Raw genomic sequence first — 17,779 nt, 5'->3', positions numbered from 1 at the left:
AGACTAGAGCTTTGAAATACAGAGCCTGATGATGAACTGGACTTGGTTTCACAAGCTTGGCTCGCCCAAGTGGTTCTACGAGATCAGCGGACGCTGGATACCCTGGTTCGCGGTCGCCGCGATTCTGCTGATAGCTGCCGGTACCGTCTGGGGCCTGGCCTTCGCGCCGCCGGACTACCAGCAGGGCAACAGCTTCCGCATCATCTATATCCACGTGCCGGCGGCGTTCCTCGCCCAGTCCTGCTACGTGATGCTGGCCGTGGCCGGCGCGGTCGGGCTGATCTGGAAGATGAAGATCGCCGACGTCGCCGTGCAGTGCGCCGCGCCCATCGGCGCCTGGATGACCTTCGTCGCACTGGTCACCGGCGCCATCTGGGGCAAGCCGACCTGGGGCGCCTGGTGGGTCTGGGACGCGCGCCTGACCTCGATGCTGATCCTGCTGTTCCTCTATTTCGGCATCATCGCCCTCGGCCAGGCCATCACCAACCGCGACAGCGCGGCCAAGGCCTGTGCGGTGCTGGCCATCGTCGGTGTGGTGAACATCCCGATCATCAAGTACTCGGTGGACTGGTGGAACACCCTGCACCAGCCGGCCACCTTCACCCTGACCGAGAAGCCGCCGATGCCGCCGGAGATGTGGATTCCGCTGCTGATGATGGTCGCCGGTTTCTACTGCTTCTTCGCCGTGGTGCTGATGATGCGCATGCGCCTGGAAGTGCTCAAGCGCGAAGCCCGCGCGAGCTGGGTCAAGGCTGTGGTGGAGCGCGCTCTATGAGTCCTTTCGAGTCCTTCTCCGACTTTATCGCCATGGGACACCATGGCCCTTACGTGTGGTCCGCCTACGCCATCTGCCTGGTGGTCCTGGCGATCAACGTCGTCTCGCCGATCGTGGCGCGCCGGCGTTACCTGCAAGAAGAGGCGCGTCGTCTGCGCCGGGAGGCCAGCAAGTGAATCCGGTCCGCAAGAAGCGTCTGTACATCGTTCTCGCCATCGTTGCCGGTGTCGGCGTCGCCGTCACCCTGGCGCTGTCGGCGCTGCAGGAAAACATCAACCTGTTCTACACCCCGACCCAGATCGCCAACGGCGAAGCCCCGCACGACACGCGCATCCGCGCCGGCGGCATGGTCGAGAAGGGCTCGCTCAAGCGCTCGGCGGATTCGCTGGACGTGGAGTTCGTGGTCACCGACTTCGCCAAGGAAGTCACCGTGAAGTACCGCGGCATCCTCCCGGACCTGTTCCGCGAAGGGCAGGGCATCGTCGCCCTGGGCAAGATCAACGAAGCCGGCGTGCTGACCGCCGACGAAGTGCTGGCCAAGCACGACGAGAAATACATGCCGCCGGAAGTCACCAAGGCGCTCAAGGACAGCGGCAAGCTGGAGCACTACGAAGCCAGCCAGAGCGGCAACGCCGCGCCGCAGCAGGGGAGCAACTGACATGGTTCCCGAACTCGGCCACCTCTCGCTGATCCTCGCGCTGTGCATGGCGCTGGTGATGTCGTTCTTCCCGCTGGTCGGCGCCTGGCGCGGCGACCGCCAATGGATGAGCCTGGCGCGCCCGGCAGCCTGGGGGCAGTTCGCCTTCCTGCTGTTCTCCTTCGGCTGCCTGACCTGGGCCTTCCTCCACGATGATTTCTCGGTGGCCTACGTCGCCAGCAACTCCAACAGCGCGCTGCCGTGGTTCTACAAGTTCAGCGCCGTTTGGGGCGCCCACGAAGGCTCGCTGCTGCTCTGGGCACTGATCCTTGGCGGCTGGACCTTCGCCGTGTCGGTGTTCTCCCGCCAGTTGCCGGAAGTGATGCTGGCCCGTGTGCTGGCGGTGATGGGCATGATCAGCACCGGCTTCCTGCTGTTCCTGATCATCACCTCCAACCCCTTCAGCCGCCTGCTGCCGCAGGTACCGGCGGACGGCAACGACCTCAACCCGCTGCTGCAGGACCCCGGCCTGATCTTCCACCCGCCGATGCTCTACATGGGCTACGTGGGCTTCTCGGTGGCCTTCGCCTTCGCCATCGCCGCACTGCTCGGCGGCCGCCTCGACGCCGCCTGGGCGCGCTGGTCGCGCCCGTGGACCCTGGTGGCCTGGACCTTCCTCGGCATCGGCATCGTGCTCGGCTCCTGGTGGGCCTACTACGAACTGGGCTGGGGCGGCTGGTGGTTCTGGGACCCGGTGGAAAACGCCTCGTTCATGCCCTGGCTGGTGGGCACCGCGCTGATCCACTCGCTGGCGGTGACCGAGAAGCGCGGCGTCTTCAAGAGCTGGACCGTGCTGCTGGCCATCGCGGCCTTCTCGCTGAGCCTGCTGGGTACCTTCCTGGTCCGCTCTGGTGTTCTCACCTCGGTGCACGCCTTCGCCTCGGACCCCGAGCGCGGCGTGTTCATCCTCGCCTTCCTGCTGCTGGTGGTCGGCGGCTCGCTGACCCTGTTCGCCCTGCGCGCGCCGGTGGTCAAGAGCCAGGTCGGCTTCGCCCTGTGGTCCCGCGAGACCCTGCTGCTGCTGAACAACCTGATCCTGGTGGTCACCGCCTCGATGATCCTGCTGGGCACCCTCTACCCGCTGGTGCTCGACGCCATCAGCGGCGCCAAGCTGTCGGTCGGCCCGCCGTACTTCAACGCGCTGTTCGTGCCGCTGATCGCCATTCTCATGCTGGCCCTGGCGGTCGGCGTGCTGGTGCGCTGGAAGGACACCCCGACCCGCTGGCTTCGCAACATGCTCACCCCGGTACTGATCGGCACCGTGGTGCTGGGCGGTATCGGCAGCTTCCTCTATGGCGAGCTGCACTGGGAAGTGCTGGCGGTGTTCATGCTGGCCGCCTGGGTCGTGCTGGCCGGCGTGCGCGACTTCTTCGACAAGGTTCGCCACAAGGGCGTGATCGCCGGTGCCGCGGGCCTCAACCGCAGCTACTGGGGCATGCAGCTGGCGCACTTCGGTATCGCCATCTGCGCCATCGGCGTGGTCCTCACCAGCCAGTTCAGCGCCCAGCGCGACCTGCGCATGGCGCCGGGCGAGTCGGTGGAGCTGGCCGGCTACCAGTTCCGCTTCGAGGGTACCCATCACTTCGAAGGGCCGAACTTCACCTCCGACAAGGGCACCATCCGCGTCACCCGCAAGGGTTCGGAAGTGGCCGTGCTGCACCCGGAGAAGCGCCTGTACAGCGTGCAGAACTCGATGATGACCGAGGCCGGCATCCACGGCAGCCTGACCCGCGACCTCTACGTCGCCCTGGGTGAGCCGCTGGACAACGGCGCCTGGGCCGTGCGCGTGCACATCAAGCCGTTCGTGCGCTTCATCTGGCTCGGCGGCCTGCTGATGGCCCTGGGCGGCGTGCTGGCAGCGCTCGACCGGCGCTACCGGGTGAAAGTGAAAACGCGTGTACGCGAGGCCCTGGGCCTCGCCGGACAGGGAGCCTGAGTGTGAAGCGTGCGATCCTGCTGTTGCCCCTGGCGATCTTCCTGGTCGTCGCGGTGTTCCTCTTCCGTGGCCTCTGGCTGGACCCCAGCGAGCTGCCCTCGGCGCTGATCGGCAAGCCGTTCCCGGCGTTCTCCCTGCCCAGCGTCACCGAGCCGGGCAAGACCTACACCGAGGCCGACCTCAAGGGCAAGCCGGCGCTGGTCAACGTCTGGGGCACCTGGTGCCCGACCTGCCGCTTCGAGCATCCGGTGCTCACCGATCTGGCCGCCAAGGGCGTGGTGATCTACGGCATCAACTACAAGGACGACGGCGCCGCCGCGCAGAAGTGGCTCAAGGAGCTGCACAACCCCTACCTGATGAACATCGCCGATGCGCAGGGCACCCTGGGCCTCGACCTGGGCGTCTACGGCGCGCCGGAGACCTACATCATCGACAAGGACGGCATCATCCGCCACAAGCTGGTCGGCGCCGTCGACGAGAAGGTCTGGCGTGAACAGCTGGCGCCGATCTACCAGGGCCTGGTCGACGAAGCGGAGGGCAAATGAAGCGTCTGCTAGCCGCTGCTGCGCTCGGGCTTTGCCTCACCGGCATCGCCCACGCCGCCATCGATACCTACGAGTTCGCCAATGACGCCGAACGTGCGCGCTTTCGCGACCTGACCACCGAGCTGCGCTGCCCCAAGTGCCAGAACCAGGACATCGCCGACTCCAACGCGCCGATCGCCGCCGACCTGCGCAAGCAGATCTACACGCAGATGGCCGCCGGCAAGAGCAACCAGCAGATCGTCGACTACATGGTCGACCGCTACGGCGAGTTCGTGCGCTACAAGCCCGAAGTCAGCGAGCGCACCTGGCTGCTCTGGTTCGGCCCCGCCGCGCTGCTGGGCCTGGGCGTGATCGTCATCGGCGCCATCGTTGCGCGCCGCCGTCGCCCGGCTGCTGCCACTTCCACCACGCTGTCCGCCGAGGAGCAGGCGCGTCTCGACCAATTGCTGGATAACCAAGACAAATGATCGATTTCTGGCTCGCCGCCGGCCTGCTGTTGCTGGTGGCCCTGGCATTCCTCCTCGTCCCTCTGCTGCGTGGCCGCAAGGCCCAGGCCGAGGAAGACCGCACCGCCCTCAACGTCGCCCTGTACCAGGAGCGCCTGGCCGAACTGAGCGGTCAGCGTGACGCCGGCACCCTCGACGCCGCGCAGTTCGAAGCCGGCCGCGCCGAAGCGGCCCGCGAACTGCTCTCCGACACTGAAGGCGCCAGCGAAGACCGCCGCTCCCGTCTCGGCCGCGCCGCGCCGCTGGCCGCCGCGCTGGTCCTGCCGTTCCTCGGCCTGGGCCTCTATCTGCACTGGGGCGCCAGCGACAAGGTCGAGCTGGCCCGCGAATTCGCCACCGCGCCCAAGTCCATGGAAGAGATGACCTCGCGTCTGGAGCGTTCGCTGAAGGCTCAGCCGGACTCCGCCGAAGGCTGGTACTTCCTTGGCCGCGCCTACATGACCCAGAACCGTGCCGCTGACGCCGCCAAGGCCTTCGAGCAGGCCGCGCGCCTCTCCGGCCGCCAGCCGGAAGTGCTCGGCCAGTGGGCGCAGGCGCTGTACTTCGCCGGTGACAAGGCGCTTAGCCAGCAGGTCCGCGACCTTGCCGACGAGGCGCTGAAGAAGGACCCGCAGGAAGTCACTACCCTCGGCCTGCTCGGCATCGCCGCGTTCGAGGACGAGAAGTACGCCGACGCCATCGACTACTGGGGCCGTCTGGTTACCGTGCTGCCGCAGGACGATCCGTCCCGCGACGCCATCGCCGGCGGCATCGAGCGCGCTCGCCAGCGCATGGTCGAGAAGGGCCAGACTCCGCCCGAGGCGCCGGTTGCTGCCGCCACCGCGGGCGTGACCCTGAAGGTGAAGGTCGATCTGACCGACGCCGTGAAAGGCCAGGTCAAGCCGGACGACAGCGTGTTCGTCTTCGCCCGCGCGGTGAGCGGCCCGCCCATGCCGCTGGCCGTGAAGCGCCTGAAGGTCTCCGACCTGCCCAGCGAGGTTTCGCTGAGCGACGCCGACGCGATGATGCCGCAGCTCAAGCTCTCGCAGCACCCGCAGGTGCAGCTCGTCGCGCGGATATCCCGCGCCGGCAATGCGATCTCCGGCGAATGGATCGGACGCAGCGAAGCGTTGTCTACTGCCAACGCGGGCGAGCAGAGCGTCACCATCGACAGCCCGGACCAGAAATAAGCAGGGGAGGTTGAGCGATGAAGGGCAGACTGCTGGCGCTGGGCGCCATGCTGGTACTGGGTGGTTGCGTGGTGCATCCGCAGCAGCCGGAGCAACCGCCGGTGCAGACACCGCCGCCGTCGCAGCCGGGCACGCCGATCCCGCCGCCGCCCAAGACCTCTTCCTCGCCGATCACCCCGCAGCCGGGCGCCGCGCCTGCCGCCAAGCGCCCGACCCAGTTCGCCCCGCCCCCCGGCGGCAAGGGCCGCTGGGACGCCAGCCTGGGCGTCTACGTGATCCAGGGCCAGAAAGATCTCTACTACCGCCAGCGCACCTACTACCACTGGGACAGTGGCTGGTACTGGGGCGTCGGCCCGCAAGGCCCCTGGACCGAGACCGACAGCAGCGGCGTACCGCCGGGGCTGACGCGTAAATATCCGCAGTAACCGGCTCTCGTAGGAGCGGACTCCGTCCGCGATTGATTCGCCGGCGCTCCGATCATCCAGTGAGCACGGCCAGCCGATCGCGGACAGAGTCCGCTCCTACGCACCCTGCGATTCAGGTGCTCCAGCGAACCTGCCCGGCCGACCTCGAAGCAGGCGATATCTCCTGCTTTTCGTAGGAGCGAGCTTGCTCGCGAACCGCTTGATGCCGGCGTCGCCGGGAGCTCAGCTTCGTAGGGCGCATAACGCGCCAGCGTTATCCGCCGCTGTGGTATCGGCGGATAACCCGTTCCGGGTTATCCGCCCTACGCAGAACAAAACGCACGTCGAACCCAGCCTGTAGGAGCGGACCTTGTCCGCGAAATCCATCGCGGCGGAAATGGTATTCACAGGGAATTCTCCATCGCCTGTCGGTGATTCGCGGAGAAGCTCCGCTCCTACGCGATCCGATCACACCGTAGCGCGCTCAGCCACTCAGTCGAACGTCCCCATCTCCTCCCCCAGCTCGATCACCTCCACCCGATTCCTTCCGCTGGCCTTCGCCTTGTACAGCGCCTTGTCCGCCGCGGCGTAGAGGCCCTCGTAGGTCCCCGGCGTGCCGGCTTCCAGGCAGGCGATGCCGAAGCTGGCGGTGAGGTAGAGCAGGTTGTCCTTGATCGGCAGCGGGGTTTCCTCCAGCAGCCGGCGCACCTTCTCGGCAATGGTGCGCGCCTGCGGCTGCGAGGTATCCGGCAGCAACAGCAGGAACTCCTCGCCGCCGAGGCGCGCCACGCTGTCGCCGGTGCGTGTGTAGTTGCGCAGCAGGTTCGCGGTGTGCCGGATCACCTCGTCGCCCAGCGGGTGGCCATAGCGGTCGTTGATGAACTTGAAGTGATCCAGGTCCACCATCAGCAGGCTGATCGGCGCCGGCTGGCGAGCGACGCGGGACAGCTCCATGGCCACCAGCTGGTCGAACTGGCGGCGGTTGAACAGCCCGGTGAGCGGGTCGTGGCCGGCGAGGTATTCCAGTTGCCGGTTCTTTTCTTCCAGCTCCCGCCGCTGCTGGCGGAGGAACTGGCGCTGGCGCAGGTTGCGCACGTGGCCGTGCCAGAGGATCAGCGAGAGGATCAGGCCGATGCCGCAGATGGTCAGCCCGCCCATCTGGTTTGACAGGCGCAGCTGCGGGCTGCCCTGGGTCAGCGTCATGGTCAGCTCGAAGGCGGCGAGGGCGAGGATATACAGGGTGACGGCCAGGCGCGGGCGCAGCAGGATGATCAGCGCCGTAGCCACCGAGGCCATGAGAAAGGGCGTGATGCTGCTGGTGACCTGCTGGTCGGTGCCGGTGATGGCTACGCCGAAGCCCAGCACCACGGCGCTGCCGGCCACGGTGAGCGCCTGCATGTAGCGCAGCGGCGGGTTGCGCCGGGGCCGCGAGGCGATCCAGGCGAGCAGGCCGAGCAGGGTGAAGAGCACCGCGACGGTGGCGTGGACGCGGATGATGCCCATCCGCCAGCCGTCGTACTGCGGGCTGGAACCCTGCAGGTTGAGCCAGAACACCAGGATATGGATCAGGTCGAAAGGCACCGCCAGCAAGGCGGCCAGGTACACCCGCCGGAGGTTTTCCCGGGCGATCGGCATGGCCAGCGCGTCATTGACGGCGATGGCGTGCTGCAATCGCTGGAACAGGGTCCTGGACAAGGGCGCGGGCCTCCTGGGCAAGTGCCGGGCACCTTGCAGAATAGACGCAGCGCCGCTTCGCTGTGATGAAGGGTTCCCGGACCTGCTCTCCGGACGTGACTCGGTCGGACAGCACGCCGGTCACAGGTGGAGTCGATAATCTTCCAAGCAGGGCAACGAATTGGCCTGGAACATTGTCGGATGGGCCCTCGGCGGGCATAGTCCGCACCCCGGATCGCTCAAGGAGGCTGTCATGAATAGAGTGCAACGTTGGTCGGCGGAGCAGGGCCTGGACGCCGAGCGTGCGCTGCTCGACGCCACCTTTGCCGGCGAGCGCGACAGCGGCCTGCTGTTCTGGAGCCCGCTGGAGCAGTCGCTGGTGATGCCGCGCCGCCTCAGCCGGCTGGAAGGCTTCGGCGCTGCCGAGACGGTCTGCGCCGACCTCGGCTGGCCGATTGCCCTGCGCGATACCGGCGGCGAGCCGGTGCCGCAATCCGCGGCGGTGCTCAACGTGGCGCTGGTCTACGCGATCCCGCCTGAGGACAACGAGCAGACGCGCATCGAGACCGCCTACCTGCGCCTGTGCCAGCCGCTCTGCGACTGGCTGGCAGCCCTGGGCCTCGATCCGGGCCTGGGCGAAGTGGAGGGCGCCTTCTGCGATGGCCGCTACAACGTCAACCTGGGCGGGCGCAAACTGGTCGGCACCGCCCAGCGCTGGCGCCGGCGGCCCAGTGACGGGCGCTACGTGGTGCTGGCCCATGGCGCGATCCTCATGGAAAACCAGCGCGAGCCGATGGTCGCGGCGGTGAACGCCTTCTACCAGAACTGCGGCCTCGAAGCCCGCGTACGCGCCAGCAGCCACATTGCGCTGGACGAACGCTACGAACAGCCCTGGGACCAGGTCGATGCCCTGGCCGGGCACTTCCAGCGCCACCTGCTCGCCGAGGGCGTGGTGCTGGACAACGAACAGATTTGAACGACGTGGGTGGATCTTCGCTTCGCCCCAACCCTTCCAAGGAGTCTTGATACATGGAACATGGGACGAATTACCTGCAGTCGGCAGTGGTCTTCCTGCTTGCGGCGGTGTTCATGGTGCCGATTGCCAAGCGCCTGCAACTGGGCGCGGTGCTCGGCTACCTGCTCGCCGGGGTGTTCATCGGCCCTTCGCTGCTGGGGCTGATCGACAACCCCGACAGCGTCGCCAGCCTCTCCGAGCTGGGCGTGGTGTTGCTGCTGTTCATCATCGGTCTTGAGCTGTCGCCCAAGCGTCTGTGGGTGATGCGCAAGCAGGTGTTCGGCGTCGGTCTGGCGCAGGTGCTGCTCACCGCGCTGGCCATCGGCAGCGTGGCGGTGCTGGCCTTCGACCTGCCGGTGAACGCCGCCGTGGTGCTGGGTGGCGGCCTGGCGCTGTCGTCCACCGCCTTCGGCCTGCAGATCCTCGCCGAGCGCAAGGAACTGAACACCCCCTACGGCCGTCTCGGCTTCGCCATCCTGTTGTTCCAGGACATCGCCGCGATCCCGCTGATCGCCATGATCCCGCTGCTGGGCGCGCGTGCCGACGCGGCGGCCCCCGGTGGTGACTGGGCCCACGTGATGGAGGTGATCGGCAGCATCGCCGTGGTGGTGATCGGCGGGCGCTTCCTGCTGCGCCCGGTGTTCCGCTCGGTGGCCCGTACCGGCCAGGCCGACCTGTCCACCGCTACCGCGCTGCTGGTGGTGGTCGGCACCGCCTGGCTGATGGAAGAGGCCGGCGTGTCCATGGGCCTGGGCGCCTTCCTCGCTGGCCTGCTGCTGGCGGATTCGGAATACCGCCATGAGCTGGAAGCGCAGATCGAACCCTTCAAGGGCCTGCTGCTGGGGCTGTTCTTCATCAGCGTGGGCATGAGCGCCGACCTTGGCCTGATGAAGAGCGAGCCGCTGGTGGTGCTCGGCCTGACCCTGCTGCTGGTGGGCATCAAGCTGCCGCTGCTGTTCGTCATCGGTCGCCTGGCTGGCGGGCTGGACAAGGTTTCGGCGATCCGCCTGGGCGTGCTGCTGGGCGCCGGCGGCGAGTTCGCCTTCGTGGTCTTCAAGCTCGCTCTCGCCCAGGGCCTGATGGACGCCAAGCTGCACTCGCTGCTGGTGCTGTGCATCACCCTGTCGATGGCGATGACCCCGCTGCTGGTGCTGGCCCTGGCGCGCAGCATCAAGCCCAAGCCGGCGGTGCTGCGTGAGCCACCGCCCGAGTACAGCCAGCTGCCCGACGACGCGCCGCGCGTGGTGATCGCCGGCATGGGCCGGATGGGCCAGGTGGTCGCCCGTATCATGCGTGCCCAGGGCGTGCCCTTCGTCGCGCTGGACACCTCGGTGGACACCATCGAGCTGACCCGCAGCTACGGCAATATCCCGATCTTCTACGGCGACCCGCTGCGCCCGGAAATCCTCCGTGCCGCCCAGGTCGAGAAGGCCGAGTTCTTCGTCGTCGCCACCGACGATCCGCAGACCAACATCGAGACCGCGCGGCTGGTGCGCAAGCTCTACCCGCACATCAAGGTCATCGGCCGGGCGCGCAACCGCCAGCACGTCTACCACCTGCTGGACGCCGACGCGACGCCGGTGCGCGAGACCTTCCACTCCAGCCTGGAGATGAGCCGCCTGCTGCTCACCGGCCTGGGCCTGAGCGAAGAGCAGGTTGGCGCGCGCATCCGCCGCTTCAAGCGTCACGACGAAGCGGTGCTGATGGCCCAGTACCGCGTCTACGACGACGAGAAGGCGGTGATCCAGACCGCCCGCGAGGCGCGCAAGGAGCTGGAGACGCTGTTCGAGGCCGACCACCTGGAAGACCAGGGCATCGGTCACCACTGACCGGCCATTCCGCGCATTGATAGTGCTGGGGCGCAGCGCGCGCCCCGGCGCATCCTCGGGCCTTCGCAAGGGAGGCCCCATCGATGAGCGACTACCGCACTTTCACCCGTGAAGACCGCGACGGCGTTGCCGTGGTGAGCTTCAGCCACGCGCCGATCAACCTGGTCGACCGCGCCATGGTCATCGACCTGCTGCGCCTGGTCGACGAACTGGAGCGCGACAGCGACACCCGCGTGGTGCTGTTCCGCAGCGCCAACCCGGACTTCTTCCTCGCCCACTACGACCTCGGTAGCCAGCTCGACGCGCCGGCGATGAAGCTGCCGGCCGGCATGGCCAGCCCGCTCAGCGCGCTATTCAGCCGCTTCAGCCGGCTGCCGCAGGTGACCATCGGTGAGCTGCACGGCCGTGCGCGTGGTGCCGGCAGCGAGTTCCTACTGGCGCTGGACATGCGCTTCGCTTCCCGCGAGCGCGCCTTGCTCGGCCAGCCGGAGGTCGCGGTAGGACTGCTGCCCGGCGCGGGCGGTACGGTGCGTCTGGCACAAATGCTGGGGCGGGGCAGGGCGCTGGAAGTGTGCCTGGGCGGCGAGGATTTCGATGCCGACACGGCGGAGCGCTACGGCTGGATCAACCGCGCGCTGGCGGATGCCGAGCTGGAGGCGTTCTGCGAAGGGTTGGCGCGGCGTATCGCGGCCTTCCCGGCGGCGGGTATTGCCCATGTGAAGGCGGTGGTGGAGCAGGTGACGGTGGCGGATCAGGCGGCGCTGGTGGAGGAGTCGCAGCGTTTCGTCGGTGACATGTCCGCCGGGGAAACCATGGAGCGGGTGCGCTGGATGATGGACAACGGCGGCCAGCGCGATGGCGTTCTGGAGCGCGAGCTGGGCACCGCGCTCGGGCGCTATCCGCAAGCCATCGACGATTGACTCAGGCGCTTTTCGCCAGCACCGGCTCGTTCGCCACGGCGACCAGCAGCGGGCGTACCAGCTGGTGTTTCACTGCTGTGCGCGGCTGGCGGCTGACCGCGGGGCGGCGGTCGGGGATGGCGATGGCCGGAGCGGGGGAGCGCAGGGTCAGCACGGCGATGACGCTGAGCAGCACCACGGCGGCGAGCACCACGCTGGCCAGGGCGAAGTACAGCAGCAGCTCCACCAGGGAGCCGATCAGCAGCAGGGAATCGAGTATGACTTGCATGGCGGTGTCCTCTTGGCGATTCATTCGGGGGCGACTTTCGCTGGTAGCCTGTTCGCCCCTGCGGCCCCGAGGTGGGGCCGGCGAATCTCCTGCCTGCGACTTGATGGGTCCAAGATGCCAAGCGGGCTCGATCAAGAGAACTGAATGCGTCGACTGGTGACTATCGATGTTATCGATAGCGGTTGTAAGCCGCGTGGTAGAGCGATATCGAGCACTTCAGCCGGAACTATGCAGGTGCGTAGGAGCGGACTCCGTCCGCGATGGGCTGGCCACACTCCATGGTTGATCGGAGTGGCGTTCAGATGATCGCGGACAGAGTCCGCTCCTACGTTAATGGACGCGACGGAGCCGAGCCGAATCGTAGGAGCGCGCTCCTACGGGGAAAGCTCTGCGCGGGGGAGAGGGAAGCCCAGGCAGGGCATATCAGAGGGCGACGGTACTGGCTCCTGCTATAGAAGCCGGATCAGAACTTCTCGCCCGGCAGCAGGAAACGCCACTGGCCAACCGGCAGCTTGCCCATGGCCACGCCACCCAGGCGCAGGCGGCGGATCGACACGGCGTGCAGGCCCACCGCGCGGCACATGGCGGCGATCTGGCCGGGGCGGAACTGCTTGCCGGCGAAGCGCAGGCGGTTCTCGCTCTGCCAGCTGACTTTCAACGGCGGCAGCTCGCGGCCATCGATCAGCATGCCGCGGCACAGGCGCTTGAGGCCGTTGTCGACGATCTCCCCGCTGACCTCGACCACGTACTCGTGCTCGATGTTGTCCGCCTCGTCCACCAGCCGGCGTTGCACGCCGCGGCTCTGGGTGTAGACCAGCAGGCCGCTGGCGTCGGTCTCCAGCACGGTGGTGTTGAACTGGTGGCCGAAGTGCTTGCGCAGCAGACGCTGCTGCAGGTTGTCCTCGGCCCAACGCTTGTCCGCCGTCAGCAGTTGCTGGGCAGAGTTGGCGCCGTTGCCGCAGCCCAGGCCGACCGGCTTGTGCACCAGGATGGTCACCGGCGGGATCGGCTCGGGGAAGGCGCCCGGCAGCAGCTCGATGCGCTGGGTGTCGACCTTGAACTGCGGCTCTTCCACGCGCTGGCCGTCCACCGTGACCCAGCCGCCCTCGATGTACAGCTCGGCGTCGCGGCGCGAACAGGGCAGCAGCTCGGCGAGGCGCTTGGACAGGCGGATGGCTTCGGACATTTCGGGCAACCAGACAGGGGAAAACCACCATTGTAACCGCAAGCCGGCGGAATGATCCGCGCCCTGTCCGGTCACAAGCTCAGACCAAGCAGCGAGGATGCGCGATGCAGATCACCCTGATCGACGGGCTGGGCTGGGACCTGGATGAACAGGGCACCGGCGGGCTGATCAACCGCCGTGGCGACAAGGTGCACCTGCGCCAGGGCGATATGGATGGCGCCTGCGGGCCTTATTGCCTGGTGATGGCCATGCTCGCGCGCAATCAGCTGGGGCGGCGCCAGGCCAAGGGGCTGGCGCCGGTGGATTCGCGCACCCGCTACGGGCGGCTGATGGAGGCGCTGAACCAGCACGAGACGCTGGTACGTGTCGGCACTACCGGCGACGACCTGCTGGAACTGCTCAAGGTCATCAGCGACAAGGAATACCGCGTCGAGCGCGACAACGGCACGCGGATGATCGAACTGACGCGCCGCCATCTGGAGGAGAACATTCCGGTGGTGCTCGGCTTCCACGGCCGCAAGGACAGCGATATCCGCCACTGGTGCCTGGCGGTGGGGATGAGCGACGAGGCCTTCTTCCTCCTCGACCCGGCCCACGACCTGCAGCGCGGGCTGGCGTGGAACGCGGTGCTGACCACCCAGGCCAACGGTTCGCGCTTCGGTTATCGCTACCTGAACGCGAAGGGGACCTGGGCGGTGACGCTCAAGGAGATGGTGGCGCTGCTTTGAGCGCGCGCCTCAGCGGGTGAAGCGGAACAGGTTGTAGCCGCCGAACTGCTCGGGCACCAGCAGCACGAAGCCGTCGTGGGAATTGCGCACCACACCGACCACGTCGCTCTCGCGTGCAGCCGCCTGCTCCAGGCCGCTGTAGCCGACCTGCGGGTCGTCGTTGACCGAGGCGCCGCCGACGAACACCAGCTGCTTGTCGTCCAGGCGCTGCAGGTAGCCGCTGATGCGCTGCGAGCCGCTGATCTTCTCCAGGAACAGGCCCTTGGGCGTCTGCCGCACCGAGCACTTGAAGTTCGGGTAGCCGTACAGCGCTTCCGGGCCGACCTGCACCGAGCGGCACTTCCAGTTGCCGGTCAGGGCGGCGTCGGCCAGCGGCTCCGGGTCTTCCAGGACGATGCGGTAGAAATTCAGCGCCTCGTCGCGGGTGGTCTCGTCCTCGCTCTGCTGGAGCTGGTCGAGCACCTGCTTGACCTCGCCGTCGAGGGCGCTCAGGCGTTGCTGGTCGGCGGCGTTGACCGCGGCAGGCCAGACGATGGCGGCTTCTTCGGCGAAGGCCAGCGGGGAGAGCAGCAGGCCGGCGGCCAGCAGGGCGGTGGCGAGGGTGCAGCGTTGGGTCATCGTGAGCATTCCATTGCGGGTTGGTTGCCCGCGGCGCCGGGCCGCGGGAGTGGGATATCGAATCAGGAAACCGGTTCGACCGGCGTGGGCGCCTCGCGTTCACGCACCCAGGACATGAACAGTTCATAGCCCAGGGCCAGCACCACCGGGCCGACGAACAGGCCGATGATGCCGTTGCTGAGCATGCCGCCCAGGGCACCGATCAGGATGACCGCCATCGGCACCTTGGCGCCGCGGCCGAACAGCAGCGGTTTGAGCACGTTGTCGGAGAGGCCGCCGATCACCGTCCACACGGTGAACAGGATGGTCACCAGCAGCGAGTCGTTGGTCATGAACACGTAGATGATCGCCGGCAGGCTGATCAGCACCACCGGCAACTGGGTGATGCCCAGCAGCAGGACGCCCAGGGCCAGCAGGCCGGCGCCGGGGATGCCCATGACGATGAAGCCCAGGCCGAGGATCAGCGTCTGGATGAAGGCGACGCCGACCACGCCCTGGGCCACCGCGCGGATGGTCCCGGTGCACAGCTCGGCCAGCCCCGGGCCGCGGTCCGGGCCGGAGATGCGGATGGCGATGTCGCAGGCGGTGCGGCTGCCCAGCTTGCCGTAGGCCATGATCACCCCGGCGATGACGAAGGCGGCGAGGAACTGCATCAGGCCCATGCCGACGCCCGCAGCCTGCCCGGCTACCTTCTTCGCCACGCCCTGCAGGTGCGGCGCCAACTGGTGCGCCACGCCCATGAAGTCGGTGGCCACGCGGGTCCAGAACGGATAGACGTACTGCCCGATCACCGGCCAGTTCTGCACCGACTCGGGCGGTAGCGGAATCTGCAGGGTGCGGTTCTGGATGGCGTGCACCAGGTCGCGGACCGACTCGGCCATGGACAGGCCGATCACCACCACCGGCACCAGCAGGATCACCAGGCCGAGGATGACGATCAGCGTCGCCGCACTGTTCGGCCGCTCGCCCAGCCAGCCGCTGAACAGCTGGTGCAGCGGGTACAGGGTGATGGCGAGGATCACCGACCAGAGCATCAGGTCGAGGAAGGGGTGGAAGATGCGGAAGCAGAACAGGGCCAGCAGTACGATCAGGCCGGCGCGGATCAGCACATCGAGCAGGTTGCGCGACAGCAGCTTTTCCGGGGAGGGCAGCATGGGGTTGCTCCTTGCAAGGGGCCGCAGTTTGGCCCAGTCCTAACTATCGGCGGACTCTGCCCGAGTGCAAGGTGCGGAAGCAATAAAGGATGTTCGGAATTGCGCAGGGGGTAGCGCGAAGCGTGAAGCAGGGGCTTGAAACGGAGGGAGGAGGCGGGGAGCGAGAGGCGGGCAGCCTGCCGAAGGTCGGCAGGCTTGCCAGCGGGTATTACTTCTTGCCGAGGCTGATGTGGCGGCTCGGTGCGCCGTAGTTCTGACCAGTCACGCCCTTGGCGATCTGCTGGATCTCACCGCCGGAGTTCAGGAAGGCGGCGATCTGGGCTTCCAGGGCTTCGCTGGTAGCGGTCGCGGCGGGAGCCTTGGGGGCTGCTTTCTGGCGGGTGGAGGGCTTGGTAGTCATATCTGCCATACCTGTCTGCGCAAATTGGCCGCCCATTGTACATCAAACGAGCACCTTTCGGGGCGGTCATGGAACGAACGGTCCAGTTGCATCGCTTGGCGTGCTCCTGCGGTGCTACGCTCTGCCGCCTGTTCCGGCCGTTTCGAGCCTGCCATGTCCCTGTTGTCGTCCCGCCAGCGCAATGCCCTGCGCCTGGCCCGTTCGTTCCTCGCGCCCTATCGCTGGCGCGCCGTCGGCGCCCTGCTGGCGCTGCTGTTCACCGCCGCCATTACCCTGTCCCTGGGGCAGGGCATCCGCCTGCTGGTGGACCAGGGCTTCATCACCCAGTCCGAGCAGCTGCTCACCCGCGCCATCGGCATCTTCTTCCTGCTGGTGCTGTGCCTGGCGGTGGGCACCTTCGTGCGCTTCTACCTGGTGTCGTGGATCGGCGAGCGCTTCGTCGCCGACATCCGCCAGCGGGTGTTCGACCACCTGATTGAGCTGCATCCCGGTTTCTACGAGAACAACCGCTCCTCGGAAATCCAGTCTCGGCTGACCGCCGACACCACCTTGCTGCAATCGGTGATCGGTTCGTCACTGTCGATGGCGCTGCGCAACGTGCTGATGCTGCTGGGCGGGATCATCCTGATGTTCTTCACCAACGCCAAGCTGACCAGCATCGTGGTCGCCTCGCTGCCGCTGGTGATCGCGCCGATCCTGCTGTTCGGCCGCCGCGTGCGCAGCCTGTCGCGGCTCAGCCAGGACCGCGTGGCGGATGTCGGCAGCTACGTCGGCGAATCCCTCGGCCAGATCAAGACGGTGCAGGCCTACAACCACCAGGCCCAGGACCGCGCGCGCTTCGGCCGCACCGTGGAAGACGCCTTCGACACCGCGCGCAAGCGCATCATGCAACGCTCCTGGCTGGTCAGCGTGGTGATCCTGCTGGTGCTCGGCGCCGTCGGCGTGATGCTCTGGGTCGGCGGCATGGACGTGATCGCCGGGCGGATCAGCCCCGGCGACCTGGCGGCCTTCGTGTTCTACAGCCTGATCGTCGGCATGGCCTTCGGCACCCTCAGCGAAGTGATCGGCGAGCTGCAGCGCGCCGCCGGCGCCGCCGAGCGCATCGCCGAGCTGCTGCGTGCGCGCAGTGAAATCCATGCGCCGGCCAGCGACCTGCTGCGCCTGCCGGAGCGGATCAGCGGTAGCATCGAGTTGCAGGCGGTGCGCTTCGCCTACCCGTCGCGCCCGGAGCAGTGGGCCATCGACGGCATCGACCTGCGCGTGGCGCCGGGCGAGACCCTGGCGCTGGTCGGCCCGTCGGGCGCCGGCAAGTCCACCCTGTTCGACCTGCTGCTGCGCTTCTACGACCCGCAGCAGGGGCGCATCCTGATCGACGGCCAGCCCATCGCCCAGCTCGACCCGAGCGACCTGCGCCGCAGCTTCGCGCTGGTGTCGCAGAACCCGGCGCTGTTCTTCGGCACGGTGGAGGAGAACATCCGCTACGGCCGCCCCGGCGCCAGCGATGCGGACGTCGAAGCCGCTGCCCGTGCCGCCCATGCCCACGAGTTCATCCTGCGCCTGCCGCAGGGTTACCAGACGCACCTGGGCGAAAGCGGCCTGGGCTTGTCCGGCGGCCAGCGCCAGCGCCTGGCGATTGCCCGCGCGCTGCTGGTGGATGCGCCCATCCTGTTGCTCGACGAAGCCACCAGCGCGCTGGACGCCGAGAGCGAACACCTGATCCAGCAGGCACTGCCGGGGCTGATGCGCGACCGCACCACCCTGGTGATCGCCCACCGCCTAGCCACAGTGCTCAACGCCGACCGCATCGCAGTGATCGACCACGGCCGCCTGGTGGCGCTGGGCCGGCATGCCGAGCTGGTGACCAGCAATCCGCTTTACGCGCGCCTGGCCGAGCTGCAGTTCGGCCAGGCTCAGTAGACTTTGTAGGAGCGAGCTTGCTCGCGAACTGCTTAACT

Annotated in this window: 19 protein-coding genes; 13 read left to right on the top strand and 6 right to left on the bottom strand. The window is 67.4% G+C overall.

Annotation, left to right across the window (positions count from 1 at the left end; genetic code table 11):
* Positions 1-28 precede the first annotated feature (28 nt).
* Genes QO207_RS12590 through QO207_RS12555 form a run of 8 tightly spaced genes read left to right on the top strand, consistent with a single transcriptional unit; the run spans position 29 to position 6,053 of the window.
* Positions 29-775, top strand: coding sequence for a heme ABC transporter permease (locus QO207_RS12590; RefSeq protein ID WP_301532733.1), 747 nt, complete (start codon positions 29-31; stop codon positions 773-775).
* Positions 772-951 (top strand): heme exporter protein CcmD, encoded by a 180-nt coding sequence (ccmD, locus tag QO207_RS12585; protein ID WP_301532732.1) that lies wholly within the window; start codon positions 772-774, stop codon positions 949-951. Before QO207_RS12590 ends, ccmD begins: the two co-directional genes overlap by 4 nt.
* Positions 948-1,433 carry a cytochrome c maturation protein CcmE gene (gene ccmE / locus QO207_RS12580; protein WP_192431969.1) on the top strand — a complete coding sequence of 162 codons (486 nt, stop codon included), beginning with the start codon at positions 948-950 and terminating at the stop codon, positions 1,431-1,433. Before ccmD ends, ccmE begins: the two co-directional genes overlap by 4 nt.
* 1 nt (position 1,434) lies before the next feature.
* A complete protein-coding gene (locus QO207_RS12575) occupies positions 1,435-3,408 on the top strand; it encodes a heme lyase CcmF/NrfE family subunit (RefSeq protein ID WP_301532731.1) in 1,974 nt (657 codons plus the stop codon).
* Between the two features lie 2 nt (positions 3,409-3,410).
* Positions 3,411-3,953: a thiol:disulfide interchange protein DsbE gene (gene dsbE / locus QO207_RS12570; protein WP_015476576.1), complete on the top strand. Its 543-nt coding sequence runs from the start codon at positions 3,411-3,413 to the stop codon at positions 3,951-3,953.
* A complete protein-coding gene (locus QO207_RS12565; RefSeq protein ID WP_192431971.1) occupies positions 3,950-4,420 on the top strand; it encodes a cytochrome c-type biogenesis protein in 471 nt (156 codons plus the stop codon). The genes dsbE and QO207_RS12565 overlap by 4 nt, the downstream gene beginning before the upstream one ends.
* Positions 4,417-5,628 carry a c-type cytochrome biogenesis protein CcmI gene (gene ccmI, locus QO207_RS12560; protein ID WP_301532730.1) on the top strand — a complete coding sequence of 404 codons (1,212 nt, stop codon included), beginning with the start codon at positions 4,417-4,419 and terminating at the stop codon, positions 5,626-5,628. The genes QO207_RS12565 and ccmI overlap by 4 nt, the downstream gene beginning before the upstream one ends.
* Before the next feature lie 17 nt (positions 5,629-5,645).
* The gene (locus QO207_RS12555) at positions 5,646-6,053 is read left to right on the top strand and encodes a hypothetical protein (RefSeq protein ID WP_301532729.1); all 408 of its coding nucleotides are present in this window, start codon (positions 5,646-5,648) and stop codon (positions 6,051-6,053) included.
* Between the two features lie 471 nt (positions 6,054-6,524).
* On the opposite strand, the gene QO207_RS12550 is transcribed toward QO207_RS12555, so the two are convergent.
* Positions 6,525-7,727, bottom strand: a complete 1,203-nt coding sequence (locus QO207_RS12550) for a GGDEF domain-containing protein (protein ID WP_301532728.1) — start codon at positions 7,725-7,727, stop codon at positions 6,525-6,527.
* A gap of 232 nt (positions 7,728-7,959) precedes the next feature.
* On the opposite strand from QO207_RS12550, the gene QO207_RS12545 reads away from it, so the two are divergent.
* The 3 genes from QO207_RS12545 (at position 7,960) to QO207_RS12535 (ending at position 11,470) form a co-directional block, all read left to right on the top strand.
* Positions 7,960-8,682, top strand: coding sequence for a lipoate--protein ligase family protein (locus QO207_RS12545; protein ID WP_301532727.1), 723 nt, complete (start codon positions 7,960-7,962; stop codon positions 8,680-8,682).
* A gap of 53 nt (positions 8,683-8,735) precedes the next feature.
* Positions 8,736-10,550, top strand: a complete 1,815-nt coding sequence (locus tag QO207_RS12540; RefSeq protein ID WP_301532726.1) for a monovalent cation:proton antiporter-2 (CPA2) family protein — start codon at positions 8,736-8,738, stop codon at positions 10,548-10,550.
* 83 nt (positions 10,551-10,633) lie between these two features.
* The gene (locus tag QO207_RS12535; RefSeq protein ID WP_301532725.1) at positions 10,634-11,470 is read left to right on the top strand and encodes an enoyl-CoA hydratase/isomerase family protein; all 837 of its coding nucleotides are present in this window, start codon (positions 10,634-10,636) and stop codon (positions 11,468-11,470) included.
* 1 nt (position 11,471) lies between these two features.
* Here the strand turns inward: QO207_RS12535 and QO207_RS12530 are convergent, their stop codons facing one another.
* Together QO207_RS12530 and QO207_RS12525 are read right to left on the bottom strand one after the other, a co-directional pair.
* Positions 11,472-11,738 (bottom strand): hypothetical protein, encoded by a 267-nt coding sequence (locus QO207_RS12530; RefSeq protein ID WP_301532724.1) that lies wholly within the window; start codon positions 11,736-11,738, stop codon positions 11,472-11,474.
* Between the two features lie 463 nt (positions 11,739-12,201).
* On the bottom strand, positions 12,202-12,924 hold the full coding sequence (locus tag QO207_RS12525; RefSeq protein WP_301532723.1) for an RNA pseudouridine synthase: 723 nt from the start codon (positions 12,922-12,924) through the stop codon (positions 12,202-12,204).
* A gap of 104 nt (positions 12,925-13,028) precedes the next feature.
* On the opposite strand from QO207_RS12525, the gene QO207_RS12520 reads away from it, so the two are divergent.
* A complete protein-coding gene (locus tag QO207_RS12520) occupies positions 13,029-13,652 on the top strand; it encodes a hypothetical protein (RefSeq protein WP_301532722.1) in 624 nt (207 codons plus the stop codon).
* A gap of 9 nt (positions 13,653-13,661) precedes the next feature.
* Here the strand turns inward: QO207_RS12520 and QO207_RS12515 are convergent, their stop codons facing one another.
* The 3 genes from QO207_RS12515 to QO207_RS12505 form a co-directional block, all read right to left on the bottom strand.
* Positions 13,662-14,270 carry a DUF4893 domain-containing protein gene (locus QO207_RS12515; protein ID WP_301532721.1) on the bottom strand — a complete coding sequence of 203 codons (609 nt, stop codon included), beginning with the start codon at positions 14,268-14,270 and terminating at the stop codon, positions 13,662-13,664.
* Positions 14,271-14,332: 62 nt separating this feature from the next.
* Positions 14,333-15,424: an AI-2E family transporter gene (locus QO207_RS12510; RefSeq protein ID WP_301532720.1), complete on the bottom strand. Its 1,092-nt coding sequence runs from the start codon at positions 15,422-15,424 to the stop codon at positions 14,333-14,335.
* A 208-nt stretch (positions 15,425-15,632) separates the two neighbouring features.
* Positions 15,633-15,833, bottom strand: a complete 201-nt coding sequence (locus QO207_RS12505; protein WP_024765957.1) for a hypothetical protein — start codon at positions 15,831-15,833, stop codon at positions 15,633-15,635.
* A 144-nt stretch (positions 15,834-15,977) separates the two neighbouring features.
* Between QO207_RS12505 and QO207_RS12500 the strand changes: the two genes are divergently transcribed.
* On the top strand, positions 15,978-17,741 hold the full coding sequence (locus QO207_RS12500; protein ID WP_301532719.1) for an ABC transporter transmembrane domain-containing protein: 1,764 nt from the start codon (positions 15,978-15,980) through the stop codon (positions 17,739-17,741).
* The last annotated feature ends 38 nt before the right edge of the window (positions 17,742-17,779 follow it).

Origin of the sequence: Pseudomonas sp. CAN1, assembly GCF_030462585.1 — a bacterium.
GTDB lineage: Bacteria > Pseudomonadota > Gammaproteobacteria > Pseudomonadales > Pseudomonadaceae > Pseudomonas.
This window is presented reverse-complemented; position numbering and strand designations above follow the sequence as displayed.

Excerpts from the sequence above, each read along its gene's own strand:
- QO207_RS12515 (WP_301532721.1), bottom strand. The coding sequence starts at position 14,270 with ATGACCCAACGCTGCACCCTCGCCACCGCCCTGCTGGCCGCCGGCCTG.
- QO207_RS12535 (WP_301532725.1), top strand. The coding sequence starts at position 10,634 with ATGAGCGACTACCGCACTTTCACCCGTGAAGACCGCGACGGCGTTGCC.
- QO207_RS12555 (WP_301532729.1), top strand. The coding sequence starts at position 5,646 with ATGAAGGGCAGACTGCTGGCGCTGGGCGCCATGCTGGTACTGGGTGGT.
- QO207_RS12500 (WP_301532719.1), top strand. The coding sequence starts at position 15,978 with ATGTCCCTGTTGTCGTCCCGCCAGCGCAATGCCCTGCGCCTGGCCCGT.
- QO207_RS12590 (WP_301532733.1), top strand. The coding sequence starts at position 29 with ATGATGAACTGGACTTGGTTTCACAAGCTTGGCTCGCCCAAGTGGTTC.
- QO207_RS12505 (WP_024765957.1), bottom strand. The coding sequence starts at position 15,833 with ATGGCAGATATGACTACCAAGCCCTCCACCCGCCAGAAAGCAGCCCCC.
- QO207_RS12530 (WP_301532724.1), bottom strand. The coding sequence starts at position 11,738 with ATGCAAGTCATACTCGATTCCCTGCTGCTGATCGGCTCCCTGGTGGAG.
- QO207_RS12575 (WP_301532731.1), top strand. The coding sequence starts at position 1,435 with ATGGTTCCCGAACTCGGCCACCTCTCGCTGATCCTCGCGCTGTGCATG.
- QO207_RS12545 (WP_301532727.1), top strand. The coding sequence starts at position 7,960 with ATGAATAGAGTGCAACGTTGGTCGGCGGAGCAGGGCCTGGACGCCGAG.
- ccmD (WP_301532732.1), top strand. The coding sequence starts at position 772 with ATGAGTCCTTTCGAGTCCTTCTCCGACTTTATCGCCATGGGACACCAT.
- QO207_RS12565 (WP_192431971.1), top strand. The coding sequence starts at position 3,950 with ATGAAGCGTCTGCTAGCCGCTGCTGCGCTCGGGCTTTGCCTCACCGGC.
- QO207_RS12540 (WP_301532726.1), top strand. The coding sequence starts at position 8,736 with ATGGAACATGGGACGAATTACCTGCAGTCGGCAGTGGTCTTCCTGCTT.
- ccmI (WP_301532730.1), top strand. The coding sequence starts at position 4,417 with ATGATCGATTTCTGGCTCGCCGCCGGCCTGCTGTTGCTGGTGGCCCTG.
- QO207_RS12520 (WP_301532722.1), top strand. The coding sequence starts at position 13,029 with ATGCAGATCACCCTGATCGACGGGCTGGGCTGGGACCTGGATGAACAG.
- QO207_RS12525 (WP_301532723.1), bottom strand. The coding sequence starts at position 12,924 with ATGTCCGAAGCCATCCGCCTGTCCAAGCGCCTCGCCGAGCTGCTGCCC.
- QO207_RS12510 (WP_301532720.1), bottom strand. The coding sequence starts at position 15,424 with ATGCTGCCCTCCCCGGAAAAGCTGCTGTCGCGCAACCTGCTCGATGTG.